Origin of the sequence: Rathayibacter rathayi (assembly GCF_004011095.1) — a bacterium.
In the GTDB taxonomy this organism is placed as follows: domain Bacteria; phylum Actinomycetota; class Actinomycetes; order Actinomycetales; family Microbacteriaceae; genus Rathayibacter; species Rathayibacter rathayi.
In genome coordinates, this window is the sequence record NZ_CP028129.1 from 1,343,011 (window position 1) to 1,368,733 (window position 25,723).

The following is a 25,723-nucleotide window of genomic DNA, read 5'->3' on the forward strand; positions in this document are numbered from 1 at the left end:
CCTGTCGCATCGACGCATCCGGAGCGCCGGGCGCGTCCCCTGATCCAACACCTCGCAGGCCCCGCGCATTCCGCGAGTCGGCACCGCTGGAATAGAGTCGCCGGGTGAGCTACGCAGCCGCCCCCTCTCGCTACGACCGCATGGACTACCGACGTACCGGACGAAGCGGACTACTTCTGCCCGCTCTGTCTCTGGGTCTCTGGCACAACTTCGGATCCGACCGGTCCCTCGACACTCAACGGGCGATTCTGCGCCGTGCGTTCGACCTCGGAATCACTCATTTCGACCTCGCGAACAATTACGGACCGCCCTATGGCGCGGCCGAGACGGCCTTCGGGCGGATCCTCGCCGAGGACCTCCGGCCCTATCGCGACGAGATGGTGATCTCCTCAAAGGCCGGCTACGACATGTGGCCGGGGCCGTACGGTGATGGCGGCTCACGCAAATACGTGCTCTCCTCCCTCGACCAGAGCCTGCGGCGGATCGGCGTGGACTATGTCGACGTCTTCTACTCCCACCGGCCGGACCCTACGACACCGATCGAGGAGACGATGGGCGCCCTGGTCAGCGCCGTGCAACAGGGCAAGGCGCTCTACGCCGGCATCTCCAATTACTCGCCAGAGCAGACCCGAGCCGCCGAGGCTGCGTTGACGGGCAGCGGGGTCCCACTCCTGCTGCACCAGCCGCGCTACTCCCTCTTTGACCGCGGCCCCGAGGATGACCTCTTCCCCGTCCTGGACGAACTCGGATCCGGCTGTATCGTCTTCTCGCCGCTGGCGCAGGGCCTACTGACCGACCGCTACCTCGACGGCACCGTCCCGGAGGGCTCCCGCGCTGCGACCTCCCGCTTCCTCTCCGCCGACCGGATCGACGAGGCGTACCTCAGCCGGGCGCGGGGCCTGACGGGGATCGCACAGCAGCGCGGGCAGTCACTGGCGCAGCTCGCACTGAGCTGGGTGCTCCGTGTGCCGACGGTCACCAGCGCGATCATCGGCGCCTCGAGCGTCGCCCAGCTCGAGCAGAACGTCGCCGCGCTCGATGCGGAACCTCTCTCAGCGGAGGAGATCGCGGCGATTGAGGAGTTCGCGGTGGACGGCACGACCCTGCGCTGAATCTCGGCCAGGGATGTCGGTGGTCGGCCGTAGTCTGCGACAGCACTCAGCCGGTGGGTGCTTCGAGACCCAACAGGAGGAGCCGATGTCTTTGTCCACGCTGCACGCGATTCGCACCCCGCCGACGCTCACGCAGGTCAACTCCCGGCTGTGGCGCGTCAGCTCCGGCTCGGGGGCCGTCGTCGGTCACATCGAGCTGATGGACGATCCGCTCGGCGAGCGCTACCGAGCCCGGCTACTGCGCGCGGGGATGCCGGCCGGTGCCGAGCTGGGCGAGTTCTGGAACGTCGATGACGCGATCGAGGTCTTCCGCGTCGCCTGAGTTCGCAGCCTGAGTTCGCAGCAGTCTGAGTCCGCCGATTCCTCAGATCAGCTCCCGGCGCGCCCGGTCCGCGCCGATCCGAAGGATCGGCGGCGTGCCGACCGAGAGGCGAGGGCCGCCCCGGATAGCGTTCGCCCCATGCAGTGGTGGAACGAATTCCTGTCCTGGATCCGCACGAGCGATGGGTACCAGGCGGTCTTCACTGCCGCCGTGGTCCTGCTGGCTGTCGTGATCGGAGCGGTCGTGATCGGCTCCGTCTTCCGCGCGTCCATCGCGCGCCTGATCCGGCAGCAGGATCACGAGCGCAAGAACGCGATCATCGCGACGCTCGTCGACGCGGCCGTCGATGCCTCCGCCTGGAACGTCCTCAGTAGCACCGAGCGTGTCCTCAGCGACCGCGCGTCGGCACAGGCCGAGACTCACCTGCGCCTGCTGCCGGTCAAGGGCTCCGGAGTCGCAGCCAACTGGGCCGCCCATGAGCTCGCTGAGCTGAAGCACACCTCCAGCACCGGCGGCTACCAGACGCAGGCGAGCGTGAATGAGTTCCGCGACCGTCTGGTGCTCTGGCGTGACAAGCCCGGGCGCGCGCGCAAGGCGTTCCTGGCGGACCTCGAGCGCTGGCGCTTCTCGGAGACCGGTCGTGAGGGCTCGGCCGAGTCGGCGCTCGCAGACCTGACCGAGCAGATGGGGAATACGGGGAGGTCGGCACCGGAGGGGACTACTCCGCCGGTCGCTCAGTCAGCGCCTGCTACCCCCGTCGTCGTCGGTGCCGCGATCGCGAGCGGCGCCACGGCGGGTACGGCCGGCGCCGCGACTCCCAGCATCGTCCTACCGCCGTCGGACACGGACGCGTCGCAGGATGAGACGCGCCGCCTCCTCGCCGACGTCGACCGCTTGGAGGTCCCTTCGCGCGAGCGGCCCGTTGAGGAGCTGCCGCCTGTCGAGACACAGCGCGCGACATCCGGTGGGGACTTCGAGCCGCACGCAAGCGCTCCGGCTGCCGTCGGGGACGACGGGCAGGCACTCCACAGCGACGGCGCCGAGGCCGGCGCCCCGGCTGATCCCGCCAGTCAGGACGACGCCGTCGTCCGCGCGGACGAGGCCCGCTTCCAGCGCTCCGCCGCCGAGGACGACCGACGGGACGATCACAGTGCGCTGTGACGCCGACTGAACACGCACCTCACCAGCAGTCACCACCGGAAGACGCAGAGAAGGCCCCGATCGCGAGTGCGGTCGGGGCCTTCTCTGTCGTGCGGGCGATGCGTGTACGGACTAGCTGTGTGCATCTCGTGCACGGGCGACTCGGCCGACCAGCACGGCGAGGTGCGCCGCGACAATCGTCCACGCGGCGGCGATTCCACCGAGGATGGCGAGGAGCAGCATGGTCGTGCCTCCGTTCGTTACGTCGTTGTAATTCCGGACACCCCAAGACTAGGTGCCTGAATGACACTCCACTGACATCTGATGGGAAACACGCCGATCTTGCCTGCAATGTGCCGGCGTGTTAGGGAGGCAGGGCCCTCGAGTCCTCGTTCGAGAGTCACGCAGGAGGATGAAACCCCGTGCAAAGCCGGTGACCACCCGCGGGACGCCAGGACGACGGGCGCCGCCCGGCCTCGTAGTACCCTGACCAGGCGCCCCCGTAGCTCAGCGGATAGAGCAGCAGCCTTCTAATCTGACGGTCGCAGGTTCGAGTCCTGCCGGGGGCACCGCGGCCCCGAGAGGGTACGCCGGCTCTCGGACGACCACCGGATCAGGTGGAGAACTCCGACCGACCGGTTCCTCCTCCGGCGGGCGAACACCCCAGCCCGGGACGGCTCGGCGCCGTATCGGCATCGGATCATCGTCAGGAGCCCCCGCTTCACCTCGACGTCCGGCCGCCCATCCCCCCTCCGCCGGCATCAGCAGCACCTCGTAGTCGACCTCCCACTTCCGCAGTCAGATCACCGTCCGGTAGCGCCACCGCTCCGAGCGCGCGCTGACGATGAACACCCGAGCACCGGAACGATGGACGAGCCGCGCGTGGACGCCACCGGCGGGCGGAACGACGCGGCGCAGTGGAAGCGGCGGAAATCCTTCTTCGCGGCGTTGTCCGCGATGTCGTGCCGAACACCGCTGACATCGACCAGCGTACCATCGACGTCGAAGATCACTGCTGGGTCGGGACCGACCATCTCTTCAATATCGCCGCCGAAAGTATCGCCGCCGAAGCCCGACCGCGGTGGGCACGGCGGCGTTGCTGCGTCCGTCCGAGCCCCGCCCGACGCCGGCTACGCGCCCTGACCCAGTCCAAGCACTCCCCCGACGAGCGAGACGGCGGCGAGGGCGAGCGAGGTTCCGATGAGCACCAAGTGGACGCGGAGGAAGGTCGTCGCCCGGCCATCGGCATCCCGCGCGCGCGGGTCCTTCCGGACGCGGCGCAGGAAGGGCGGCCAGACGATCGCATTCCACACGGCGTTGACGATCAGGAGTGAGGAGAGGAGCGTGATCACGGGGATTCAGTCTAGGAGGCGCGAGCCGACCGGATCGGGTGTCGGTAGCCGCGGATAGACTTCCCGTCATGAGTAGCGCCCCCGACCGTCTTGTCTGGATCGACTGCGAGATGACGGGCCTGGACCTCGCCGTCGACGAGCTGGTCGAAATTGCTGTCGTCGTCACCGACTTCGAGCTGAATCCCCTAGACGAGGGCCTCTCCCTCGTCATCAGACCGGACGCCACTGCGCTCGAGAACATGGGCGACTTCGTCCGGAAGATGCATGAGACCTCGGGGCTGCTCACCGAGATCCCCTCCGGAGTGAGTGTCGCGGAAGCCGAGTACGAGGTGCTCGAGTACGTACTCCGGCATATTCCGGCCGAGCAGCAGGCGCCACTCGCTGGCAACTCGATCGGCACCGATCGCGCGTTCCTGGCGAAGTTCATGCCCCGCCTCGATACTCACCTGCACTACCGCAACGTCGACGTCAGCACGATCAAGGAGTTGGCCCGGCGCTGGTTCCCCCGCATCTACTTCAACGCTCCGAAGAAGAACGGTGGCCACCGCGCCCTCGCGGACATCCTCGAGAGCATCCGCGAGCTCCAGTACTACCGCCGTGCCGTCTTCGTGGCCGAGCCGGGACCGACCACAGCCGAGGTGCAGGCCGTCTCGGTGGCCGTCGTGGACGAGTTCGCCTCGCGGATGTAGTACTCTCGTACAGTTGCTTCGCGGGGTCGCCCCGGCGGAACACGCTCCTGGTGGGTATAGCTCAGTTGGCAGAGCGCCTGGTTGTGGTCTAGGAGGTCGCGGGTTCGAGCCCCGTTACTCACCCCAGTGGCTGTGCATGCAGCGGAAGAGGCCCGGAGTTCCGACTCCGGGCCTCTTCCGCCCATCCAGCGGTCGATCACGATCGCAGGTGGAGAGAGGCCCCGGATGCTCGACCTGGACGAGGACGCTTTCGAGGCGCTGGTCGTTGCCGAGCTCGACGCCCTGCCGGACGACATGGTCGACGGCCTCGAGAACGTCGTGTTCGTCGTGGAGGAGCGGCCGGAGGACGGCACTCTCGACCTACTCGGGTACTACGACGGCGTGGCACTGACGGAGCGCGAACGTTACGGCTTCGGCGAGATGCCCGACCGCATCGTCCTGTTCCGCGAGCCGCACCTCGCCGCCTGCGAGGATCTGGACGCCCTGCGGGATGAGATCCACGTCACGCTCGTGCACGAGATCGCACACTTCTACGGCATCGACGACGAGCGGCTGCACGAGCTCGGTTGGGCCTGACCCGCCACCGCACTCCCGCGATGCTGCCCGCCTCAGGATCCCACGGCGCAGTCGCCGCCGGAGTCCAGCACGAGGTCTGCGCCCCCGCGGGGCCGCTCGCGCTCGCAGTACGACCGGAAGCTCCGGTCCCAGGCGTCCCAGTGCGCAGCGAAGAGCTCACCGTCGCGGGCGAGCGCGCGCGTCTTCCGCAGCTCGTCGCCGGCGGTGAGCCAGACGACGAGGTCCGCGTGTCGGCGCGCGTCGGCGCCGGCCGATCCGCAGCCTTCGAGCAGCAGAACACTCTCGCGGACGACTCGCCGGCCGGCCGTCGTCCCGGCGGCCCAGTTCCACGGTCGCCAGTGCGCCGCCAGGCCACGAGCGTGCGGGCGCACGAGCAACCGGGCGCTCTCCTGCGACGCCCGGTCAAGGCCCGACCACCCGGGGTAGAGGTCGTCCATTTGCACGAGAGCGACGGACGGCGCCCCCGGCGCCAGGCGGATCTGCTTGACCAGAGCGTGCGCGAAAGTGGACTTGCCGGAACCGCTCGGCCCGTCCAGGAGCACCGTGCGACAGCGTCTCGCGAGAATCCACCGGGAGAGCTCGCGCGCCGACGCAGTGGTCACAGGAACGCTTCGCTCAGCCATGCAGCACGAAACTCCACGCGCCGGACAGAATGGAGACCGTGACGGCGGTCGCCGAGATCGCCACCGCACCGGCGAGCAGCAGCAGGTCTCCCGCTCCCAGGCGCGACTCCCGAGCCCAGGTTCGCGGGATACCGGAGCCGAACCCCTTCGCCTCCATCGCCGTCGCCAGCCTGCTCCCCCGCCGGATCGCCAGGACGAGCAGCGAGAAGCTCCGCGAAGCGAGACTGCGCAGTGCGTGCACGGCCCCCCGGCCGTCGGCGACGCCCCGCGCCCGGCGCGCCATCGAGAGGGTGCGCCAATCGTCGACGAGCAGGCCGACCACTCGCATGCCGGCGAGGGCGCCGAGCACGAAGCGCGAGGGCAGCCGGAGTATTTGGGCGAGGCCGTCCGCGAGATCGGTCGGGTCGGTGGTCGCGATCAGGACCACGCTGGGCAAACCGATCGCCAGGACCCGCAGGGCGATGGCCAGGCCGAGCGCGACCGAGCCGTCGGTCACCGAAATGATCAGGAACTCCGCGTAGACCGCTCCGCTGTCGCGCCCGTAGAGGACGGTGGAGAGTCCGGCCAGCGGGGCGGCGATCCACACGGGTGCCGTCCGCCGGACGAGCTCGCCGGCCCGGAGCCCGGCGAACGGCAGGACCAGCAGCTCGAGGATGAGCGCGGTAGCTGCCGAGACAGCATCGACGGTGAGGATCAGCGCGAGGGCAATCACGAGGCTCGACAGGAGCTTCGCCACGGGATTCGCGCGGGCGATTCGGCCGCGGGCGGGGACCGCGTCGAGGAGCGTCACCCGGACACCGCCTCGCGGGCGCCGAGGGTGAGGACTGAGTCGGCGAGAGCCGCCACCAGCGCTTCGTCGTGGGTGACGGCGAGCACCGCTGCGCCCTCGTCGCGCTGCTGGGCGAGGAGGCCGACGACGACCTCCCAGGTGAGACGGTCCTGCCCGAAGGTCGGTTCATCGAGCACGAGCACGGACGGCGACCGCGTGAGTGCGGAGGCGACGGCGAGCCGCCGCTTCTCCCCTCCGGACAGAGTGAAGGGGTTCGCGTCGGCCAGGTGAGCGAGTCCGAGGCGCTCCACCAGATCCTCCGCGCGCCGGCGCTCCGCGCCGTCCCGGGCGCCGAGGGCCAGCTCAGCACGCACCCGGGCGGTGAGGAACTGGTGCTCCGGCTCTTGGAAGACCATCGCGATCCGCTCAGCGAGCTGAGCGGAGCTCCAGCGAATCGGCTCGGGTCCGGCGCCGGCCCGCAGCGACGTGGAGGCACTCACCCTCCCCGCGGCCGGCGGGAGGAGGCCGGCCAGTGTGAGGGCCAGGGTCGACTTGCCCGCGCCGTTGGGACCGAGCACGGCCGTGACCCGAGCGGAGTCGATGGCGAGGTCGAGCCCAGAGGCGACGACGGCGGCGGCACGGCGTCCAAAGACGGGCCGGCCGACCGAGAGATCCTGTGCGCTGAGCGCGGCCGGCGACCACAGGGGGCTCGACGAACGGCGCTCGGGGTGCTCACCCGGCAGCCAGACGCCCGAGGCGCGGAGCACATCCCGCTCGTCACGCAGGACCTCCGCCGGCGCACCGTCCGCGACGAGCGCGCCGTCACGGTCCAGGACCACGACGCGGTCGACGAGATCCAGCCAGACGTCGACCCGGTGCTCGACCACGATCAGTGTCGCTCCCGTGCGGGCCGCGGTGTGCTCGACTGCCGCCCGCACTTCTCGCACCCCCGCGGGGTCAAGGTTGGCGGTCGGCTCGTCCAGCAGGAGGAGCCGAGGGCGCATCGCGAGAACGCCCGCCAGGGCGAGCCGCTGCTTCTGCCCTCCGGAGAGCGCGGAGGTGGAGTGGCCGAGCGGTAGGTCGAGCCCGACATCCTCCAGTGCCTGCCGCACTCGGGCGGGGATCTCCGCGCGCGGCACACCGAGGTTCTCGCAGGCGAACGCCACGTCATCACCGACCCGCACGAGGACTGCCTGGGTGTCCGGGTCCTGCAGTACGAGGCCGGCTACTCCGCGTCGCGCGAGCGGAGCGGCTCCGTCGATCGTGACCTCTCCCGCCGCGGCACCGTCCTCCTCGTCGCCGAGCACCCCGGCCAGTGCGTGCAGGAGCGTGCTCTTACCCGCTCCGGAGGGACCGAGCAGCAGCACCCGTTCACCCGGCTCCAGAGCGAGATCGAGACCGGAGACGGCGGAGCGCGAGCGTCCCGCGTGACGCCAACTCCAGCCCCGGGCCCGGACCGACGCGCCGCTCATCGAGAGACCGCGCCGGCTCTCTCGACCATTCGGCCTTCGCGACCCGAGGCGAACCGGTCCAGTGCTCCGGAGGCGGCGAGACCGCGGACAGCGAACCAGGACGCCAGGCCCGCCAGGACCACGCCCGAGACGATAGAGGAGACGACGTAGACGCCCATGAAGAGCGCATCATTGGCCGCGTAGTACGACAGCAGGTCGTTGATCGCGAGTGCGAGGCCCGCACCGGCACCGGCGAGCATTGCGACAAGCGGCCGTCCGCTGCGGTAGAGGAAGAGCGCGAGGACGATCTCAGCACCGAGTCCCTGGACGAAGCCGGAGATCAGCACGGTGTACCCCCACTGAGTGCCGATCAGCGCCGAGACAGCCGCGGCGACCAGCTCAGTGTAGAGCGCCGCTCCGGGTTTGCGAATGATGAGGCCGCCGAGGACGCCGGCGAAGAGCCAGCCGCCGCCGAGGAGGCCGCCGAGCCCGGGCAGGAACTCGAAGGCGAGGCCGAGGACGTTCGTCGCCAGGCCCCAGGCCCAGAAGACGACCCCGCTCGCGACGGCGATGACGCTCGCCACCACGATGTCGACCACCCGCCAGCGCAGGTTCCGCCGAGCTGGGGCGGTGGACGCGGCGAGGGGCTGCGCGTGCGCGTTCTGCGCGTGCGCGTTCGTGTTCTGCACTGGCGTGCCCTTTCGTGGAAGCGAAGGGAGGGCACGGGTTGGTAAGAGGAGATCGAAACGTTCCTTCGCTGGCATGACCCAGATCAGGTTCGACGGTCGAAGGCTTCTGCCTTCCTCTCAGCCCGGTGCACCGGACTCCCGTGTTCGTCCGCAATCATAGACGTCATGTCCTGGTCGGTGGTCGTCGTCCTCGCCGTGTTGCTGCTCGTGCTGCTGCAGGCCCTGCTCTGGCAGCGCCGTGCGCGAATCCGGCGCGAGCTGCTCAGTTACGGAACCCGAGTGACGGCGCAGGTGATCGGGCCGGATCCGGCGCGAGGCGACCGCGATTCCGCCCGGGATCTGGGGCGCCTCCTGGTCGCTTACCGCACCGCCGAAGGCCAGGAGAAGCGGGCGCTGAAGTACCCGCAGAAGCGGGGGGACGCCTGGATGGCGAATGAGCCCGCGGCGGTGATCTACGACCCCAAGCGGCCGGACGACGCCGAACGGCTGATCGTTGGTTTCGGCCGGACGAAGAAGAAGTGGTACCCCGCGCGCCAGCAGCGCGCCAGCTGACACGGGGCCGTTTCGACTACTTCTTGAGGGCGCGAATGATGCGGGCCAGGGCCTTGCCGGTGACCCAGACGAAGGGGATGCCAATGGCGAGGACCGAGATCACATTGGGCTGGAACCGCAGGCCCAGGTCGTCCTTGATGTAGGCGCCGATCGGGATGACCGTGGCGCCGCCGCCTCCGCTGCCCTCCTGACCGTCCTCGGAGCCGCTGCCTCCGCCGAAGCCGAACCAGCGCAGGGCTACGGGGACGAGCGAGACGCCGTCGACGGTGACGGGTTCGCCGTAGATCGTCGAGGTACCCGCGGTGGTGACGGTGTCGGCCAGGGAGACTGCGATGTTGGGCATGCTGCGACCGTACTCCGCGCCTCTCCGCGGCGACAAGCGGCCCGCCGGGGCGCACAGGACTCGTCCATGCACCCTCGGGGACCGGCTGTCATGATCGAGGGATGCCCGCTCGCTCCCGTCGCCGTCCTGTGCGCTCGACCGCGGTCGCGGTCGCGAGCCTGGCGCTGGCGGCTTTCCTCGCCCTGCACCGGGTGCTGCCGGATCCGATCGGGTGGCTCTCGGTGCTGGAGGTCGGGATCCCCTGGACGGGACTGCTCGTCCTGCTGCTGATCGCCGCCGCAGTGACCCTCCGCTCGAGGCGGACGGCGGCCGCCGTCACCGTGCTGGCGATGGTGTACGGCGTGCTGGTGCTCCCCGTCGCACTGCCCGCACCCGCGGTCCGCTCCGGGTCGTTCACCGTGATCAGCCAGAACATCGAGACGAGCCAGGGCGCGGGTGAGCTCGCCGCGTCGCTCGCCAAGCGCGATCCGGACGTGATCGCCCTGCAGGAACTCGACGGGGCAGCCGTGCGCACTGTCGATGACGAGCTGGCCGATGAGTACCCCTACTCCTTCGTCTCGAGTACCGTCGGCGTCTGGAGCCGCACCGAGCTCACAGCTCAGGAGCCGCTCGATCTCGGTCTCGGCTGGACGCGCGCGCTGGCGCTCGATGTGGACACACCGGTGGGCAGCACCCGCCTGTTCGTCGTGCACCTGGCATCGTTTCGACCAGGTGACCACGCGGAGCGGGACTCGATGCTCTCGAATCTCGCCACGGTGCTCCGTGACGACGAGTCGGCGCGAACCCTGGTCATCGGCGATTTCAACACGCCGACCGACGATCATCGGCTCGCGCCCGTGCTGGCCGAAGCGCGGCTGGTGCGCACCGGCGGAATCGGCTTCCCGGCGACCTGGCCGTCGATCCTGCCGCTGGTCTCGCTCGACCACGCCCTCGCCGACGGCGTTCCGGCGGCGACCCTGGCGGTCCTGCCGCCGAACGGCTCCGACCACCGGCCGATCAGTCTGACCATCGGTTCCGCGTAGCGAGCGTGTCGCTGAGGTCGATCCCCTTGGCCGACTCGGGGGCCCTGCGGGAGAGCAGCGAGGCCGGGCGGACGGCTCCGGAGCCGAAGCGGGCCGCCACATCGTCGACCGCGACCTCGGCGTCGCGCCAGTCGTCGGAGTCGCTCCACAGCGAGAACGCGACGTCGTCGCCCTCGACGAGCTGCTCGCCGCGCACTCCGATCAGCCGCACAGGGCGTCGGAGCGGATTGGCCGCCTCCAGGAGAGCGGAGGACGCCTCATAGAGGACCCGAGCGACGTCGGTCGCCTCGGCGAGCGTGCGCGATCGGGTGAGGGTGCTGAAGTCGCCGAAGCGGACCTTCACCGCGACCGTGCGGCAGCGCACGCCAGACCTGCGCATCCGCACCGCGACCTTGTCGCAGAGCCGCAACAGTTCTCGCAACACGAGTTCGGGGTCGGCCACGTCGTCGGCGAAGGTGATCTCGTGACCGGCGCTCTTCTCGATCTGGCGGGTCTCGACGGGCCGCGGGTCCACCCCGTTCGCGAGCGCGTGCAGGCGGCGCCCCGTGGCCTCGCCGAGCGTCGACACCAGCGAGGTCAGCGGAGTGGAAGCGACGTCGGCCACGGTGCGCAGGCCCCGACGCACGAGTGCCTCCTCGGTGCTGGCGCCGACCCCCCAGAGGGCGCTCACGGGCAGCGGATCGAGGAACTCGCGGACCGCGTCAGCGGGGACGACGAGCAGGCCGTCGGGTTTGGAGCGGCCGGAGGCGAGCTTGGCGACGAACTTGGTGCTGGCGATCCCGACGGAGCAGGTCAGGCCCAACTCGGCGTGGACCCGGCGGCGGATCTCGGTGCCGATCGCGAACGGTGAGCCGGAGAGGCGGCGGGCGCCCGCGACATCGAGGAACGCCTCGTCGATGCTCAGGCGCTCGACCAGCGGTGTGAACGAGTCGAAGATCGCCATCACCCGGCGGGAGGCCTCCCGGTAGCGCTCCATGTGCGGCTCGAGGACCACGGCCTGCGGACAGCGGCGGAGGGCGACCGCCATCGGCATCGCGGAGTTGACCCCGTAGCGGCGAGCCTCGTAGGTGGCGGCGGTGACGACCGAGCGCGCGCCGTGGTGGCCGACGATGACCGGCCTCCCCCGCAGATCTGGTCGGTCCAGCAGCTCGACGGAGGCGAAGAACGCGTCCATATCTATGTGCAGGATGCTCGCGCGCGGGTCGTCGAAGGGCTCGGTCGTGACCCACCGGGCCGTGCCGTCCTGCTTGCTCACGCCGTACCACCCTCCTCGCCCTCATCCCGCCTCATGCTCGCACGCACCACGGACATCCGCGGCGCCGGCCGGAGCGGACTGCGGGGTCGGGGAATGAGCACAGACCGCTCGTGGTTGACCCGAGCACCACGACGCTCCGGAGAGACCATGACGCACGAGCAGCCCGACTCCCCCACCGCCACCTCGATGAGCGCCAGCACCCCGACGAGCACCACCGTCGAGTTGACGCGCTGGCTTGACCTGCAGGACCGCGCCCATCGCGCCTTCGAGCTCCGGCTCAGCGCGGTCGAGGATTGGTCCTCCCCCACTCCCGACACCGAATGGGATACGCGCGCGCTGGTGCTGCACGTCGTCCGCGAGCAGCAGCGTGCGCACACGCTTCTCTCCGGCGGCGACGAGTCGGCCCTCCGTCTCGAGCCTGTCGCGCCCGACCTGCGGAGTGAGTGGCGGCGCGTGACCGACACCCTGCGTGCCACGGCTCGCTCTGTCGATCCGGAGGCCACCGTGCTGCTGGGGCGCGACACGGTCAGCGCCGTCGAGCTGCTACAGGAGCAGACGGCCGACGTGACCGTGCACGCCTGGGACCTCGCCCGGGCGACCGGCAGTGACGAACGACTCGACGACGAACTCGTCGCTGCCGTCTGGGAGCTGTTCGCACCGCAGGAGGCGACCCTGCGAGCCAGCGGACTTTACGCCGCACCCGTGCCGGTCGACGCGGCCTCATCGCTGCAGAGCCGCCTGCTCGCGATCACCGGTCGCGACGACCGCGCGGCAGCCTGAGCACGCGGTCAAGGCCTGGGACCCTGGCGGGAGGCCGCGGCAGGATGGGAGCGACCATGAACCCGGGGCGACCCGCCCCGACGAGGAGAGGACCAGCCATGACCCGCATCGCCGTCATCGGAGCCCACGGCAAGGTGGGGCAGCAGATCCTGCACTTGCTCTACGACGCCGGACACGAGTCGGTCGGAGTGATCCGCAACCCCGATCACGCGGAGGACATCATTCGCCTCGGCGGCGAGCCGCTCGTGCACGACCTCGAGGACACCACCCCCGAGGCGCTCGCCGAGGCGCTCGGCCACCTCGACGGCATGGTCTTCACCGCCGGCGCGGGGCCCGACTCCGGCCCCGAGCGCAAGCGCACCGTCGACCTGGGCGCGTCGGTGCTCAGCCAGAAGGCCGCCGCGATCGTGGGCGTGCAGCACTTCGTGCAGGTCAGCGCGATCGGCGTGGACGAGCCGCTACCCGAGGACACCGAGGAGGGCTGGAAGGCCTACGTCGAGGCCAAGCGCGACGCCGACTCGGCGCTGCGCGACTCCGGACTCGACTACACGATCCTCCGCCCGGGCGGATTGACCGACGACGAGGGCACCGGCACGATCACGCTCGGCAGCTCCGTCGAGAAGGGCAGTATCCCGCGCGCGGACGTCGCGGCCACCGTGATCGCCGCACTGGCCCAGCCGACCTCGATCGCCAAGACCTGGGAGATTGTCTCGGGTCCGACGCCGATCGAGGATGCGGTGGCACAGGGAGCCTGAGCACTGGCACGGCCTTCTAGAGTGGGGCGGGTGAGCACCCACCCGCCCCGCCCCTGGACCCGCAGCTACGCACCCGGCGTGCCGACGGAGCTCGAGCTCCCGACCGGCTCGCTCCTGGACATCGTCACCGAGTCGGCCGAGCGCTATCCGCAGCATGTGGCGCTGGAATTCTTCGGCCGCTCGACCAGTTACGCCCAACTCGCCGACGAGGTCGAACGGGCGGCGGAGGGCCTGCGTCGCCTGGGCGTGCGCTCGGGCGATCCGGTGGCCCTCATCCTCCCCAACTGCCCCCAGCACGTCATCGCCTTCTACGCGGTCCTCCGGCTCGGCGCCGTCGTCGTCGAGCACAATCCGCTGTACACGCCGCGAGAGTTCCGGCATCAGTTTGAGGACCACGGCGCCCGCCTCGTGATCGCCTGGAGCCGCGTCGTCCCGACGGTGCAGGACCTGCCCGCCGATCTCGGCGTCGAGACCGTGATCGCCGTCGACCTGACCCGTGCCATGCCCGCTCCGATGCGGGCGGCCCTGCGCCTCCCGTTGAAGAAGGCGCGGGAGTCGCGTTCCGCGCTCACCGGTCGGGCCCGGGGGGCGATCGACTGGGAGTCGCTGTTGCGCCGCCGGATTGACTCCGCGCACCCGCGGCCGACGGCGGAGGACCTGGCGGTCATCCAGTACACGAGCGGCACGACCGGCACGCCCAAGGGCGCCGAGCTGACCCACGCGAATCTCACCGCGAACGCCGCCCAGTCGCGCGCCTGGGTGCCCACGGTCCGACGTGGCGACTGCGTCGTCTACGCCGTGTTGCCGATGTTCCACGCCTACGGCCTCACGCTCTGCCTCACCTTCGCGATGAGCATGGGCGCGCGGCTGGTGCTGTTCCCCAAGTTCGACCCGGAGCTGGTGCTGAAGGTGGTGAAGAAGCATCCCGCCACGTTCCTCCCCGCCGTGCCGCCGATCGCGGAGCGCCTGGCGCGCAGCGCTCAGCAGAGCGGAGTCTCGCTCCACGGCATCGAGATCGCGATCTCCGGCGCGATGCCGCTGGATCCGGCTCTTGTCGAGTCGTTCGAGGCGCTGACCGGTGGGACGCTCGTCGAGGGCTACGGCCTCTCAGAGACCTCGCCGGTGCTGATGGCGAATCCCGTCGGGCCCACGCGCCGCGCGGGAACGGTCGGTCTCCCGCTGCCGGGTACGGACGTCCGGATCGTCGACCCGGACGACCCGGGAAGGGAGATGGCGGTCGGCGAGCAGGGCGAGCTGATCGTCCGCGGCCCACAGGTGTTCCGCGGCTACCACCGCAAGCCCGAGGAAACGGCGGCGACCTTCACGAATGACGGCTGGTTCCGCACCGGAGACATCGCCACGATCGACGAGGACGGCTTCGTGCGCATCGTCGACCGGCTCAAGGAACTCGTGATCACGGGCGGCTTCAATGTCTCGCCGTCCGAGGTGGAGGAGGTGCTGCTGCGCCTGCCCGAGATCAAGGAGGTAGCCGTGGTCGGCCTGCCCGATCCGCACAGCGGCGAAACCGTGGCGGCCGCGGTCGTGCTGGAGCCAGGTGCGCAACTCGACGTCGCCGCGGCCCGCAAAGCCGTCCGTGAAGCGCTGACCGCCTACAAGGTCCCCAAGCGGATCACCGTGGTCGACGAGTTGCCGAGGAACATGATCGGCAAGGTCCTCCGCCGCCAGGTGAAGGCGATGCTGACCGACGGCGACTGAGCCCGGGATGCACGACGAGGGCCCCCGACCACGCCGCGTGGTCGAGGGCCCTCGGTATCGGGGCTAGAAGCCGAAGTCGCCGCCGAAGTCGCCGCCGCCGAAATCGGCGCCGGAATCGCCCCAGCCACCGTCGCCTGCGTCCGCCGCGGAGCCGTCCGCTCCGCCCACTCCACCGTCGGCCGACACGTCACCCTCGCCGCCGGCATAGTCGCCGCCCACGTCCGGGAGGAAGGCCCCCGCGATGGCCGAGCCGATCGCGAAGCCGGCGATCGTGCCGAGCATCGAGGAGGCGAGGACGCCGCCGAAGCCCATCCCGCCACCGCCGGAGAAGCGCCGCTCCATGAATCCCGGCTGGCGCAGCTCGCTCCGCGTGGCGGACTGGGCGAGCGTGCGGGGATCGTCGTCCTTCGGCGCGTCACCGACCGGCGCGCCTTCGCTGAGTTCGCGAAAGACCTGCTGGCGCTGCTCGGGGGTCAGCTGCTCGAAGGCCTCGCGGTGCACCTGCTCGATCGCTTCGGGCGGCGCCGTGCGGAGGAGGTAGCGGTAGCGCTCGATCGCCCGCTCGTCATCGCTGCGAGGAGAGGTCGCCGGCGGGGTGCCGTACTCGGCTCTGCGGTCTGCGGACTGGGGTGGTGCGTCGGTCGAGCGGCGTGCGCTCTCGGGCTGCTCGTCGCGACCCAGCAATCGGTCCAGGAATCCCATGATCTCCTCCTCGGCGCCCGACGGGCGCATGGCGCTACCGTAGGCGTCCCACCGCTCCGGGCGCTGAGCGTTCTCTCAGAGGCTGCCCGGAGCGGAAGGGCGCGGTCACTTCTGCTGTGGAATGACCACCCACATCACGAGGTAGGCGATAATCTGCGGCCCGGGGAGCAGGCACGAGAGCACGAACAGGAGCCGCACCACGAAGGGGCTCCAGCCGAAACGGCGGGCGAGACCGGCACAGACGCCGGCGATGATTCTGCCCCGACGGGGGCGTACGAGGGTAGCCATGACTCCACTGTGTCGTAGGGCGCCTGAGCGGGGCATCCGGGAAACTCCCTAGTCCTGCGCGGGAGTCCCGTCGAGTTCCTCGGGTCGGGACGCTCCGATCGAGCGGAGGAAGGCGGCTGCTCGCTCGGCATCGGCCTCCGGCCACACCACGCGGAAGCGCTCAAAGACGACATCGCCGATGCCGCCGGGCGACGTGCGGGAGAAGTAGCGGCGGTGCCCGTCGAGCCAGGACTCGCGAGTGCGCTCGCCCTCGCCCTCGGCCCAGGCGAAGGCGTCATCGACCGAGTCGAGCGGACCGATCCGCACCTCCTCGGTCACGAGGACCACCCGCGCGATCCCGCCGCCGTCGCAGACGATCCAGTGCTCGCCTGCGGCAGGTGCGCCGTCTGCGGCGAGCGAGGCAGTGGCCGTCTTCACTCCGCGCCGCACGAGGCCCAGCAACTCGTCGGCCATCGCGGTGCTGTCGCCGAAGGACTCCACGGGCGGGAGCTTCTCCTCGACGGCGGGATGCGCGGAGCGGTACTGCGCCCAGAGGCGAGTGGCCGAGTCCCCGTCCGGCTCTGGCAGCGCCGTCAGTTCCGGGACGGCCGGGACGAGAGCCACGATGTTCGCGCCGGCCAAAGCGGCGGGATCGTCTGGACGATTGTCGGGAATGGTCACCGTGTCGAGCTGCTCGCCGATCGCCTCGTGCAGGAGGTTCGCGGCGCTCGCGACCAGCGGGCGCAGGAGGGCGCCCGCCGGCAGCTCGAGCCGTGAGGGAAGGGTCTCGTCAGTAAATCCCCCGCCCATGACCGCACCTCCCCGCGCACCGGCTCAGCCTGCGGCGCGCTCCAGCACGAGTTCGCGGACACGGGCCGCGTCGGCCTGGCCCTTCATCGCCTTCATGACGGCGCCGATCACGGCACCGGCGGCCTGCACCTTGCCGTCGCGGATCTTCGCGAGCACATCCGGCTGCGAGGCCAACGCCGCGTCGATCGCTTCGATGAGCGCGCCGTCGTCGGAAACGACCGCGAGTCCGCGGCCGTCGACGACCTCCCGCGGAGTGCCCTCTCCGGCGATGACGCCCTGAAGGACCTCGCGGGCGAGGCGATCCGTCAGCGTGCCGCTCTCGATCAATCCGGAGAGCTCGGCGACCTGGCCGGGGGTGACCAGGCTCGCCGGATCCTCGCCGGCGGCGTTCGCGAGGCGCGCGATCTCGCCGGTCCACCACTTACGGGCGGCCTGCGGAGTCGCGCCGGCAGCGACGGTCTCGGTGATCTCCACCAGGAGGCCGCTGTTGGCGACGTCCTGGAACTCCAAGTCCGTGAAGCCCCACTCGGTCTTCAGGCGACGACGGCGCTCGGCCGGCTTCTCGGGGAGCGCGGCGCGCAGCTCCTCGATCAGCTCGGGGCTCGGGACGACCGGGAGCAGATCGGGCTCCGGGAAGTAGCGGTAGTCATCGGCGTCGCTCTTGGGCCGGCCCGCGGAGGTGCGTCCGGTGTCCTCGTGCCAATGGCGCGTCTCCTGCGTGATCGTGCCGCCGGAGGCGAGGATCGCGGCCTGGCGCTGGATCTCGTAGCGCACGGCGCGCTCGACCGAGCGCAGAGAGTTCACGTTCTTGGTCTCGGTGCGGGTGCCGAGCTTCTCCTGGCCGATGGGGCGAAGCGAGACGTTCGCGTCGCAGCGGAGGTTGCCGCGCTCCATCTTGGCGTCAGAGATGCCCAGCGCGAGCACGATGTCACGGATGGTCGCGACGTAGACCTTCGCGTACTCCGGCGCTCGTGTGCCGCTTCCATAGATCGGCTTCGTCACGATCTCGACCAGCGGGACCCCCGCGCGGTTGTAGTCGACGAGCGAGTACTCGGCGCCCTGGATGCGGCCGGTCGCTCCGCCGACATGGGTGAGCTTGCCGGCGTCCTCCTCCATGTGCGCCCGCTCGATCGGGATCTGGACGAGCGAGCCGTCGGCCAGCTCGATCTCGACGGAGCCCTCGAACGCGATCGGCTCGTCGAACTGCGAGATCTGATAGTTCTTCGCCAGGTCGGGGTAGAAGTAGTTCTTCCGTGCGAACCGGCTGGACGGCGCGATCGAGCAGCCCAGAGCGAGGCCGAGGCTGATCGAGTAGCGGACGGCCTGCTCGTTGACGACCGGCAGCGAGCCGGGGAGGCCGAGGTCGACCGGAGTGACGTTCGTGTTGGGCTCGGAGCCGAACGTGTTGGGCGCGTCCGAGAACATCTTGGTCGTCGTGTTGAGTTCGACGTGCACCTCGAAGCCGAGCACCGGCTCGAAGGTCTCGAAGACCTCGTTGTAGTCCATCAGCTCGGGGGCGGACCTGTGCGCGGAGGCCATCAGACGGCACCTTCCTCGGTCGCGGAGAGCACGGAGTGGGTCAGGTCGGGCGCCAGGGCGAGCAGCGGGCGGCCCCACTTCTCCTCCAGCAGTGCCTCGAGTGCGGCGCCCACCGTGTAGAGGCGCACGTCCTCGCGGGCAGGAGCGAGGAACTGCACGCCGACAGGCAGGCCGTCCTCGTCGGCCAGACCGGCGGGCACCGAGATGCCGGGGATGCCGGCCAGGTTCGCTGGGATGGTCGCGATGTCACCGCGGTACATCGCCAGGGGGTCGTCGAGCTTCTCGCCGAGCCGGTAGGCGGTGGTCGGCGCGGTCGGCGAGGCGATGACGTCGACGCTCGCAAAGGCGGCGTCGAAGTCGCGCTGCACCAGCGTCCGTACCTTCTGCGCGCTGCCGTAGTAGGCGTCGTAGTAACCGGCCGAGAGGGCATAGGTGCCCAGGATGATCCGCCGCTTCACCTCGGAGCCGAAGCCCTGCTCGCGGGTCGCGGCCATCACCTGCTCGACCGTGCCGCCGCCCTCGGGAGTGACGCGCAGGCCAAAGCGCACCGAGTCGAACTTGGCGAGGTTGCTGGAGGCCTCGGCGGGAAGGATCAGGTAGTACGCGGCGACCGCGTACTCGACGCTCGGCAGACTCACCTCGACGACCTCTGCTCCGGCGCCCTGCAGGATCTCGAGCGCCTCGTGGAAGCGCGCCAGGACGCCGGGCTGGAAGCCATCGCCGCCGTCGAGCTCCTTCAACACGCCGATCCGCAGGCCCGTCACCTCGGCGCGGCGGACGGCGTCGGCGAAGCAGGGCCAGGAGTCGCGCAGCGACGTGGAGTCGCGCGGGTCGTGTCCGGCGATCACGTCGTGTAGCAGTGCCGAGTCGAGGACGGTCCGCGAGACGGGGCCGATCTGGTCGAGGCTCGAGGCGAGCGCGATCGCTCCGTAGCGCGAGACGCCGCCGTAGGTCGGCTTCACGCCGACGGTGCCGGTGACGTGCGCGGGCTGGCGGATCGACCCGCCGGTGTCGGAGCCGAGGGCCAGCGGCGCCTCGTAGCTCGCGACGGCCGCGGCGGACCCGCCGCCGGAGCCGCCGGGAATGCGGTCGAGGTCCCACGGGTTGTGGGTGGGGCCGTAAGCGCTGCGCTCGGTGGTGGAGCCCATCGCGAACTCGTCCATGTTGGTCTTGCCGATGGGCACGAGGCCCGCCTCGCGGACCTTGCGCATGACAGTCGCATCGTACGGCGGGCGCCAACCCTCGAGGATCCGCGATCCGCTGGTGGTGGGCATGTCGTTGGTGACGATGACATCCTTGACCGCGAGCGGCACTCCGGCCAGCGGGTGCAGCGCCTGGCCGTCGGCGCGGCGACGGTCGATGGTTTCGGCGGACGCGACAGCGCCCTCGTGGGCGACGTGGAGGAAGGCGTGAACCGCCGCGTCGACCGCCTCGATGCGCTCGAGGTGGGCACGAGTGGCCTCGACCGAGGAGACCGAGCCATCGGCCAGTCTCTCGGAGAGGGCGGAGGCGCTCAGGCGGACGAGTTCGTCGCCGTGCGCACTCACTGCTCCTCCCCCAGGATCGCGGAGACCTGGAAGCGGCTGCCGTCGTGCTCGGGCGCGCCGGAGAGGGCCTGCTCGAGCGTGAGGGTCTCGCCGACCACGTCGGGGCGGAAGACGTTCTGGAGCGGGATCGGGTGGCTGGTCGCAGGCACGTCCGGTGTGGCGACCGCCTGGACAACGCGCACGGAGTCAACGATCTGGCCGAGCTCCCTGGTCAGCCTGCCGATCTCATCGGAAGTGAGGTCGATTCTGGCCAGCTGGGCCAGATGGGCGACCGTATCGGCCGTGATCTCGGACATGCGTCTCCGTCTGGTGGTTGGGGGTGATTTCCGGCGGCCAGTCTACTCGGCGCGCCCGCGGCGACTCCGCCGCCCCGACTGCCCGCTCGGCCTCAGGCTCGTGAATACGCGCTCGTAAAATGGCCACGGAAAGCGACAGTGCCGCGACCGATTCACCTGCACGCCCTGCGCGGACGCGCTCCGCGGCGCGAGCCGGCTCTGCTGTCATTCCCTTTGCTGCCGTGAATCCGAAACGCGATAGGGCCGACGGGAAGAGCATCAGCGGGAACCTGAAAGAACGCCACCGGTGCTCCGATCTCAGCGCCGGACTGCGAAACCTTCTCTAAACGGTGACGATCCGACCAAGGTTTACCCGAAGAAAGGCAGCCTAAGGCCTGATGCGAAATGGCCCGGTCCGTGCGAGAGCGTGGCCGTCTCGCGGTCCGGGAGGGCGCAGCGGCTCTGGCGACGAAGCGGAGTGGGAGCGAGACGGGATCTGCGCGCACACGGCGCAGGAACGCGCGCCGCTCACTATCGCCCGGCGTCAGACGTCCGGCACGGTCCGCTCCTCTGCGGACGCGGCGGCGAGGTCGCCTGCAGCGGCCGCGACCGAGGCTGTCTCGTCGCCGGCATCGGCCTCGCCGATCTCGCCGGCCTCCGCCTCCTCCGGCAGCGCGATGGCCGCCGGTCCCTCCGTTACCAGGAGGTGGAACTCGGCCGCGGTGATGATCCTCAGCCCCAGTGCCTCGGCCTTGCCGAGCTTGCTGCCGGCACCCGGGCCCGCGGCGACGTAGTCGGTCTTCTTCGAGACGCTCGAGCCCGCCTTGCCGCCGGCTGCGAGGATCGCCTCCTGGGCGCCCTCTCGGGAGTACCCCTCGAGACTGCCCGTCGCGACGACCGTCAGACCCGCGAGCACTCCGCCCGCAGTGTCCGCGGCTCCGGGACCGGGGTGGCCGGGAGTAGCGAAGCGCACCCCCGCCGCGGCCCACCGCTCAACGATCTCGACGTGCCAGCGGACCTCGAACCACGCGATCAGGGCGTCCGCGATGATGCCGCCCACGCCGTCCACTGCGGCCAGCTCGTCGCGGCTCGCCCCGCGGATCGCGTCGAGCGAGCCGAAGTAGCCGGCCAGCGCGCGCGCCGCGACGGGGCCGACATGGCGGATGCTGAGCGAGACCAGCAGGCGCCACAGCTCCTTCGTCTTCGCCCGCTCGATGTTCTCGATCAGCCGGAGCGCGTTGGTCGAGGGCACCGACACCTCGTCGCCGGCAAATGCTCCCGCCGCGGGGTCGAACGCGCCGTCTTTGGCGGGCTGTCGCCTGCGCTTGAACGGGGTGACCACCTTCGGATCGCCGTTCGCGTCGAGCTTCTGTAGCCCCGTCTCGGAGTCGCGAACGATGACCTCGATCGGGAAGACATCGGCCACGGTGAGCTCGAAGAGCCCGGCCTCGGTCCGCAGCGGCGGCTCCGCCGGCACCAGCGGTTGGGTGAGGGCTGCCGCGCTGACCTCGCCGAGCACCTCGATGTCGAGGGCGCCGCGGCTACCGATGTGCTCGACGCGCCCGCGCACCTGGGCCGGGCACGACTCCGCGTTGGGGCAGCGCAAGTCGACGTCGCCCTCCTTCGCCGGAGCGAGGGTGGTACCGCACTCGGGGCACTGCGTCGGCATCACGAACTCGCGCTCGCTGCCGTCGCGCAGCTCGACCACCGGCCCGAGCACCTCGGGGATGACGTCGCCCGCCTTGCGCAGCACGACGGTGTCGCCGATGAGCACGCCCTTCGCCTTCACCACGTCGGCGTTGTGCAGCGTCGCCTGGCGCACTTCCGACCCGGCGACCTTGACCTTGGTCATCTGGGCGAACGGAGTGGCGCGGCCGGTGCGCCCCACGCTCACGACGATATCGAGAAGCGTCGTGTGCACCTCCTCGGGCGGGTACTTATAGGCGATCGCCCAGCGCGGCGCCCGGCTGGTGGCGCCGAGTTCGTCGTGCAGCTCGAGCTCGTCCACCTTGACGACGACGCCGTCGATCTCGTGCTCGACCGAGTGGCGCTCGCGGCCGTAGCGCTCGACGAAGGCGAGCACCTCCTCCACCGAGGCCGAGACCCGGTTGTGACCGCTGACCGGCAGTCCCCAGGAAGAGAGCAGCCCGTAGACCTCGGACTGGGACGCGACCGGCGGGTCGGGCCAGGCGCCGATGCCGTGCACGTAGAGCGCGAGAGAGCTGACCCGCGCCTGCCCGGCGCGCAGGTCGAGACCGGCCTTCTTATCTAGCTGCTGGCGGAGCCCGCCGCTCGCGGCGTTCCGCGGGTTGGCGAAGGTCGGGAAGCGGCGCAGCGCGCTGGTGCGCGCCTTCTCCTCCTCGAACCCACCGCGGGTGGCGGCGGGGCGAGCGGCCCACCGTGCCCGCGTCTCCTCGACCATCTCCTCGCGCAGCGTCTCCTGTAGCGCATTGAGCTCGGCGAACGCGGCGACCGGGATGAAGACCTCGCCGCGGACTTCGACCAGCGCCGGGTGGCCCTCGCCAGCGAGCTGCTGAGGGATTCCCGCAACGTGGAGCGCAGTGACGGTGACGTCCTCGCCGATGCGGCCGTCGCCTCGGGTGGCCGCAGTGACGAGGCGCCCGTGCTCGTAGTGCAGCGAGATGGCGAGCCCGTCGATCTTGAGCTCGGTGAGCCAGGCGACGGGTCGATCCGCCGAAGCGACCGTCTTCTCGCACCACTCGCGCAGCTCCTCGGCCGAGAACACGTTGTCGAGCGAGAGCATCCGCTCGGCGTGGTCGACGGGGGCGAGGCCGGCGCCGACGATACCGCCGACGGTCTGCGTGGGCGAATCGTCGGTGGCCAACTCGGGGTGCTCCCCCTCGAGCGCGGCGAGCTCGCGCACCAGCGAGTCGTACTCGGCGTCTGACAGTGGCGAGGAGTCGGCCGCATAGTACTCGTCGCTCGCGGAGCGGAGGAGCGTCCGCAGCTCCTCGACGCGAGCGGCCGGCTCGACCGCGCTCATCGAGGCACCGCGGCGTCGGCGGCGACCGTGCGGTCGATGGTGCACTGGCCCAGCACACGGGTGCCGAGGTAGACGACGGCCGTCTGGCCAGGGGCGACGCCGTCGAGTGGGGAGTCCGGAGTGATCACGAGTTCCACCCTGCCATCGACCTCCGACACCGCGGCCGAGGCAGGAACCGGGTCGGCGTGCGCGCGGATCTGGACGTCGCAGCGGAACGGCAGCGCCGCCTCCTCCGGCGCGGCTCCGGCCCAGCTGAAGCGCTCGCCCGCGATCTCGCTGATGCGCAGCGCCTCCCGCGGACCGACGACGACCTGGTTGCTGACGGGCCGCACCTCCAGCACGAACCGCGGCCGCCCGTCCGGCGCTGGGACGCCGAGGTGCAAGCCTCGACGCTGGCCGACGGTGTAGCCGTGCGCGCCCTCGTGCGAGCCCACCACCGCGCCGTCGCGGTCGATGATCACTCCGGTCTCGGGCGCGACCCGCTCGGCGAGCCAGCCGCGGGTGTCACCGTCGGGGATAAAGCAGATGTCGTAGCTGTCGGGCTTGCTCGCGACGCTGAGCCCGCGCTCCGCCGCCTCCGCGCGCACGATCGCCTTCGACGGGGTCGAGCCGAGCGGGAACATCGAGTGCCGCAGCTGCTGCTCTGTCAGCACACCGAGGACATAGGACTGGTCCTTCGCCTCGTCGCTCGCGCGGTGCAACTCCGGCGAGCCGTCGGCGGCAGTACGGAGGGAGGCGTAGTGGCCGGTGCAGACGGCGTCGAAGCCGAGGTCGAGCGCCTTCTCGAGAAGGGCGGCGAACTTGATCCGCTCGTTGCAGCGCATGCAGGGGTTAGGGGTGCGTCCGGCCGTGTACTCGGCGACGAAGTCGTCGACGACGTCGAGCCTGAAGCGCTCGGAGAAGTCCCACACGTAGTACGGGATGCCGAGGACATTCGCGGCGCGCTGCGCGTCCATCGAGTCCTCAATCGTGCAGCAGCCCCGGCTCCCGGTGCGCAACGTGCCGGGCATCCTGCTCAGGGCGAGATGCACGCCGACCACGTCGTGTCCCGCCTCCACTGCGCGGGCCGCAGCAACCGCCGAGTCCACTCCACCACTCATCGCCGCGAGAACTTTCACCGTGCGAGTCTACGTTTCCCGCGGGGGCGTCCGTCAGGCGCTCCCGCTGGGGCGTCCGTCAAAGGCTCAAGCGGGCAGCACCGCGCGGTTTGAGAGGCCGGCGCGCGCGGCGCGAGCGTAGGCGTCCGGTAGCGCGGCGAGCAGCGCGTCCACGTCCGCGTCGGTCGAGGTATACCCCAGCGTCATCCGGAGCACGCCGCGTGCCTCGTCCTCGCTCCGGCCGAGCGCGAGGACCACATGCGAGGGCTCCGGGATCCCCGCCGTGCAGGCCGAGCCGGTCGAGACGGAGACGCCAGCGGTGTCCAGGAGGAAGAGAAGGGAGTCGCCCTGGGCTCCCGGGAAGGCGAGGTGCGCATTGTTCGCGACGCGGCGTCCGGAGTCGAGGGCGGGCCCGGTCAGCGTCGCACCCGGTACGGCGGCGAGGATTCCCGCGACGAGCCGGTCGCGCAGAGCCGCGAGCCGCACAGCCTCGGCGGAGAGCTCGGCGTCGGCCTCGACCGCGGCGGCGGCAAAGGCCGCGGCGCCGGGCACGTCCTGGGTGCCGGAGCGGACGCCGCGCTGCTGACCGCCTCCGTGCACCACCGGCACCATCCGAGCGTCGCGGGCGAGCACGAGCGCGCCGGTCGCGATCGGACCACCGACCTTGTGCCCCGAGACGCTGACCGCGACCAGGCCCGCGCCGTCACGCGACTCGGAGGCGCGGCGGACCTCGGCGATCCGCAACGGAAGGTGCCCGAGGGCGGCGACCGCGTCGACGTGCAGGGGGACGCCAGCGACCGCGCAGACGGCGGCCAGCTCCTCGATCGGGTTGATCGTGCCGATCTCGTTGTTGACCCAGAGCACCGTGACCAGGGCGACCGAGCCGGGGTCCTCCGCCAGCGCCGCGGCGAGCGTTTCGGGTCGCAACGTCCCCTCCTCCTCCAGCGGCAGCCAGTCGATCCGGGCGCCCTCGTGCTCATCGAGCCAGGAGGCGCTGTCGAGGGTCGCCTGGTGCTCGCCCTCGGCGACGAGGATACGGAGACGGGCCGGGTCCTCGGCCCGTCGCTGCCAGAACAGGCCCTTGATCCCGAGGTTGATCGCCTCGGTCCCGCCTGCGGTGAGGATCACCTCGACCGGCTCGCAGCCGAGCACCCCGGCGAGCGCCGAGCGGGCGTCCTCCAGTCGGCGGCGCGCCTGCTGACCCGAGCCGTGCACGGAGGAGGGGTTGCCCGCGTGGGCGGAGGCGGCGGCGAAGGCGGCGAGCGCCGAGGCGCGCAGAGGAGTGGTCGCGGCGTGGTCGAGGTAGATCACGGCATTCCTTCGTTCCGCGTCAGGG

At 70.7% G+C, this 25,723-nt stretch carries 27 protein-coding genes, 2 tRNA genes and 1 riboswitch; of the genes, 12 read left to right on the forward strand and 17 right to left on the reverse strand.

The features are described from left to right. The first annotated feature begins 104 nt into the window (after positions 1–104). The 4 genes from C1O28_RS06570 to C1O28_RS06585 all read left to right on the forward strand — a co-directional run bounded on the left by C1O28_RS06570 (position 105) and on the right by C1O28_RS06585 (position 3,143). On the forward strand, positions 105–1,112 hold the full coding sequence (locus C1O28_RS06570; RefSeq protein ID WP_097165859.1) for an aldo/keto reductase: 1,008 nt from the start codon (positions 105–107) through the stop codon (positions 1,110–1,112). A gap of 85 nt (positions 1,113–1,197) precedes the next feature. Beyond that, positions 1,198–1,434, forward strand: coding sequence for a hypothetical protein (locus C1O28_RS06575; RefSeq protein ID WP_097165858.1), 237 nt, complete (start codon positions 1,198–1,200; stop codon positions 1,432–1,434). A 138-nt stretch (positions 1,435–1,572) separates the two neighbouring features. Continuing rightward, positions 1,573–2,595 carry a hypothetical protein gene (locus C1O28_RS06580; RefSeq protein ID WP_097165857.1) on the forward strand — a complete coding sequence of 341 codons (1,023 nt, stop codon included), beginning with the start codon at positions 1,573–1,575 and terminating at the stop codon, positions 2,593–2,595. 475 nt (positions 2,596–3,070) lie between these two features. Further along, positions 3,071–3,143: transfer RNA gene (locus tag C1O28_RS06585), tRNA-Arg, on the forward strand. A 234-nt stretch (positions 3,144–3,377) separates the two neighbouring features. Here C1O28_RS06585 and C1O28_RS06590 read toward each other — a convergent pair. Together C1O28_RS06590 and C1O28_RS06595 are read right to left on the reverse strand one after the other, a co-directional pair. Beyond that, positions 3,378–3,608, reverse strand: a complete 231-nt coding sequence (locus tag C1O28_RS06590) for a hypothetical protein (RefSeq protein WP_097165856.1) — start codon at positions 3,606–3,608, stop codon at positions 3,378–3,380. A gap of 96 nt (positions 3,609–3,704) precedes the next feature. Then, positions 3,705–3,926: an SCO4848 family membrane protein gene (locus C1O28_RS06595; RefSeq protein ID WP_097165855.1), complete on the reverse strand. Its 222-nt coding sequence runs from the start codon at positions 3,924–3,926 to the stop codon at positions 3,705–3,707. 68 nt (positions 3,927–3,994) lie between these two features. Here C1O28_RS06595 and orn point away from each other — a divergent pair, with 68 nt between their 5' ends. The 3 genes from orn to C1O28_RS06610 all read left to right on the forward strand — a co-directional run bounded on the left by orn (position 3,995) and on the right by C1O28_RS06610 (position 5,191). Then, entirely contained in the window at positions 3,995–4,615 is a 621-nt protein-coding gene (gene orn, locus C1O28_RS06600) for an oligoribonuclease (RefSeq protein ID WP_097165854.1), read from the forward strand. Between the two features lie 50 nt (positions 4,616–4,665). Further along, positions 4,666–4,741: transfer RNA gene (locus tag C1O28_RS06605), tRNA-His, on the forward strand. Between the two features lie 99 nt (positions 4,742–4,840). Next, positions 4,841–5,191: a metallopeptidase family protein gene (locus tag C1O28_RS06610; RefSeq protein WP_097165853.1), complete on the forward strand. Its 351-nt coding sequence runs from the start codon at positions 4,841–4,843 to the stop codon at positions 5,189–5,191. A 32-nt stretch (positions 5,192–5,223) separates the two neighbouring features. Here C1O28_RS06610 and C1O28_RS06615 read toward each other — a convergent pair whose 3' ends face one another. The 4 genes from C1O28_RS06615 to C1O28_RS06630 form a co-directional block, all read right to left on the reverse strand. Beyond that, entirely contained in the window at positions 5,224–5,733 is a 510-nt protein-coding gene (locus C1O28_RS06615) for a nucleoside/nucleotide kinase family protein (protein WP_127821463.1), read from the reverse strand. Positions 5,734–5,806: 73 nt separating this feature from the next. After that, on the reverse strand, positions 5,807–6,604 hold the full coding sequence (locus tag C1O28_RS06620) for an energy-coupling factor transporter transmembrane component T family protein (RefSeq protein ID WP_097165851.1): 798 nt from the start codon (positions 6,602–6,604) through the stop codon (positions 5,807–5,809). Then, complete coding sequence (locus C1O28_RS06625; protein WP_097165850.1) at positions 6,601–8,055, reverse strand: ABC transporter ATP-binding protein; 1,455 nt, start codon at positions 8,053–8,055, stop codon at positions 6,601–6,603. The genes C1O28_RS06620 and C1O28_RS06625 overlap by 4 nt, the downstream gene beginning before the upstream one ends. Beyond that, positions 8,052–8,723: an ECF transporter S component gene (locus tag C1O28_RS06630; RefSeq protein ID WP_097165849.1), complete on the reverse strand. Its 672-nt coding sequence runs from the start codon at positions 8,721–8,723 to the stop codon at positions 8,052–8,054. Before C1O28_RS06630 ends, C1O28_RS06625 begins: the two co-directional genes overlap by 4 nt. A gap of 43 nt (positions 8,724–8,766) precedes the next feature. Then, positions 8,767–8,874: riboswitch (TPP riboswitch) on the reverse strand. 14 nt (positions 8,875–8,888) lie between these two features. Between C1O28_RS06630 and C1O28_RS06635 the strand changes: the two genes are divergently transcribed. After that, entirely contained in the window at positions 8,889–9,275 is a 387-nt protein-coding gene (locus C1O28_RS06635; protein ID WP_097165848.1) for a hypothetical protein, read from the forward strand. Between the two features lie 16 nt (positions 9,276–9,291). Here C1O28_RS06635 and C1O28_RS06640 read toward each other — a convergent pair whose 3' ends face one another. After that, the gene (locus tag C1O28_RS06640; RefSeq protein WP_097165847.1) at positions 9,292–9,618 is read right to left on the reverse strand and encodes a hypothetical protein; all 327 of its coding nucleotides are present in this window, start codon (positions 9,616–9,618) and stop codon (positions 9,292–9,294) included. A gap of 101 nt (positions 9,619–9,719) precedes the next feature. Between C1O28_RS06640 and C1O28_RS06645 the strand changes: the two genes are divergently transcribed. Then, the gene (locus tag C1O28_RS06645) at positions 9,720–10,640 is read left to right on the forward strand and encodes an endonuclease/exonuclease/phosphatase family protein (RefSeq protein ID WP_097165846.1); all 921 of its coding nucleotides are present in this window, start codon (positions 9,720–9,722) and stop codon (positions 10,638–10,640) included. Here the strand turns inward: C1O28_RS06645 and dinB are convergent. After that, positions 10,615–11,895 carry a DNA polymerase IV gene (dinB, locus tag C1O28_RS06650; RefSeq protein ID WP_102063248.1) on the reverse strand — a complete coding sequence of 427 codons (1,281 nt, stop codon included), beginning with the start codon at positions 11,893–11,895 and terminating at the stop codon, positions 10,615–10,617. The two genes, C1O28_RS06645 and dinB, sit on opposite strands and share 26 nt — an antisense overlap. A 147-nt stretch (positions 11,896–12,042) precedes the next feature. Here dinB and C1O28_RS06655 point away from each other — a divergent pair, with 147 nt between their 5' ends. From C1O28_RS06655 to C1O28_RS06665, 3 genes are all read left to right on the forward strand, one after another. Beyond that, positions 12,043–12,675 carry a TIGR03086 family metal-binding protein gene (locus C1O28_RS06655; RefSeq protein WP_237397983.1) on the forward strand — a complete coding sequence of 211 codons (633 nt, stop codon included), beginning with the start codon at positions 12,043–12,045 and terminating at the stop codon, positions 12,673–12,675. Between the two features lie 98 nt (positions 12,676–12,773). Continuing rightward, complete coding sequence (locus C1O28_RS06660; protein WP_097165845.1) at positions 12,774–13,430, forward strand: SDR family oxidoreductase; 657 nt, start codon at positions 12,774–12,776, stop codon at positions 13,428–13,430. A gap of 30 nt (positions 13,431–13,460) precedes the next feature. After that, positions 13,461–15,146: a long-chain-fatty-acid--CoA ligase gene (locus C1O28_RS06665; protein ID WP_097165844.1), complete on the forward strand. Its 1,686-nt coding sequence runs from the start codon at positions 13,461–13,463 to the stop codon at positions 15,144–15,146. A gap of 63 nt (positions 15,147–15,209) precedes the next feature. Here the strand turns inward: C1O28_RS06665 and C1O28_RS06670 are convergent, their stop codons facing one another. From C1O28_RS06670 to C1O28_RS06710, 9 genes are all read right to left on the reverse strand, one after another. Beyond that, the gene (locus C1O28_RS06670; RefSeq protein ID WP_097166075.1) at positions 15,210–15,848 is read right to left on the reverse strand and encodes a hypothetical protein; all 639 of its coding nucleotides are present in this window, start codon (positions 15,846–15,848) and stop codon (positions 15,210–15,212) included. A gap of 105 nt (positions 15,849–15,953) precedes the next feature. Further along, the gene (locus C1O28_RS06675) at positions 15,954–16,136 is read right to left on the reverse strand and encodes a PspC domain-containing protein (protein WP_097165843.1); all 183 of its coding nucleotides are present in this window, start codon (positions 16,134–16,136) and stop codon (positions 15,954–15,956) included. A 48-nt stretch (positions 16,137–16,184) separates the two neighbouring features. After that, entirely contained in the window at positions 16,185–16,925 is a 741-nt protein-coding gene (locus C1O28_RS15390) for an ASCH domain-containing protein (protein ID WP_202129391.1), read from the reverse strand. A 24-nt stretch (positions 16,926–16,949) separates the two neighbouring features. Further along, positions 16,950–18,464 carry an Asp-tRNA(Asn)/Glu-tRNA(Gln) amidotransferase subunit GatB gene (gene gatB, locus C1O28_RS06685; protein WP_097165842.1) on the reverse strand — a complete coding sequence of 505 codons (1,515 nt, stop codon included), beginning with the start codon at positions 18,462–18,464 and terminating at the stop codon, positions 16,950–16,952. Continuing rightward, positions 18,464–20,011, reverse strand: a complete 1,548-nt coding sequence (gene gatA, locus C1O28_RS06690; protein WP_097165841.1) for an Asp-tRNA(Asn)/Glu-tRNA(Gln) amidotransferase subunit GatA — start codon at positions 20,009–20,011, stop codon at positions 18,464–18,466. The genes gatB and gatA overlap by 1 nt, the downstream gene beginning before the upstream one ends. Beyond that, positions 20,008–20,307: an Asp-tRNA(Asn)/Glu-tRNA(Gln) amidotransferase subunit GatC gene (gene gatC / locus C1O28_RS06695; RefSeq protein ID WP_097165840.1), complete on the reverse strand. Its 300-nt coding sequence runs from the start codon at positions 20,305–20,307 to the stop codon at positions 20,008–20,010. The genes gatA and gatC overlap by 4 nt, the downstream gene beginning before the upstream one ends. Before the next feature lie 523 nt (positions 20,308–20,830). After that, a complete protein-coding gene (ligA, locus tag C1O28_RS06700; RefSeq protein ID WP_097165839.1) occupies positions 20,831–23,290 on the reverse strand; it encodes an NAD-dependent DNA ligase LigA in 2,460 nt (819 codons plus the stop codon). Beyond that, positions 23,287–24,408 (reverse strand): tRNA 2-thiouridine(34) synthase MnmA, encoded by a 1,122-nt coding sequence (gene mnmA / locus C1O28_RS06705; protein ID WP_181025729.1) that lies wholly within the window; start codon positions 24,406–24,408, stop codon positions 23,287–23,289. The genes ligA and mnmA overlap by 4 nt, the downstream gene beginning before the upstream one ends. A 66-nt stretch (positions 24,409–24,474) precedes the next feature. Further along, positions 24,475–25,698, reverse strand: coding sequence for a cysteine desulfurase family protein (locus tag C1O28_RS06710; RefSeq protein ID WP_337189892.1), 1,224 nt, complete (start codon positions 25,696–25,698; stop codon positions 24,475–24,477). Positions 25,699–25,723 lie beyond the last annotated feature (25 nt).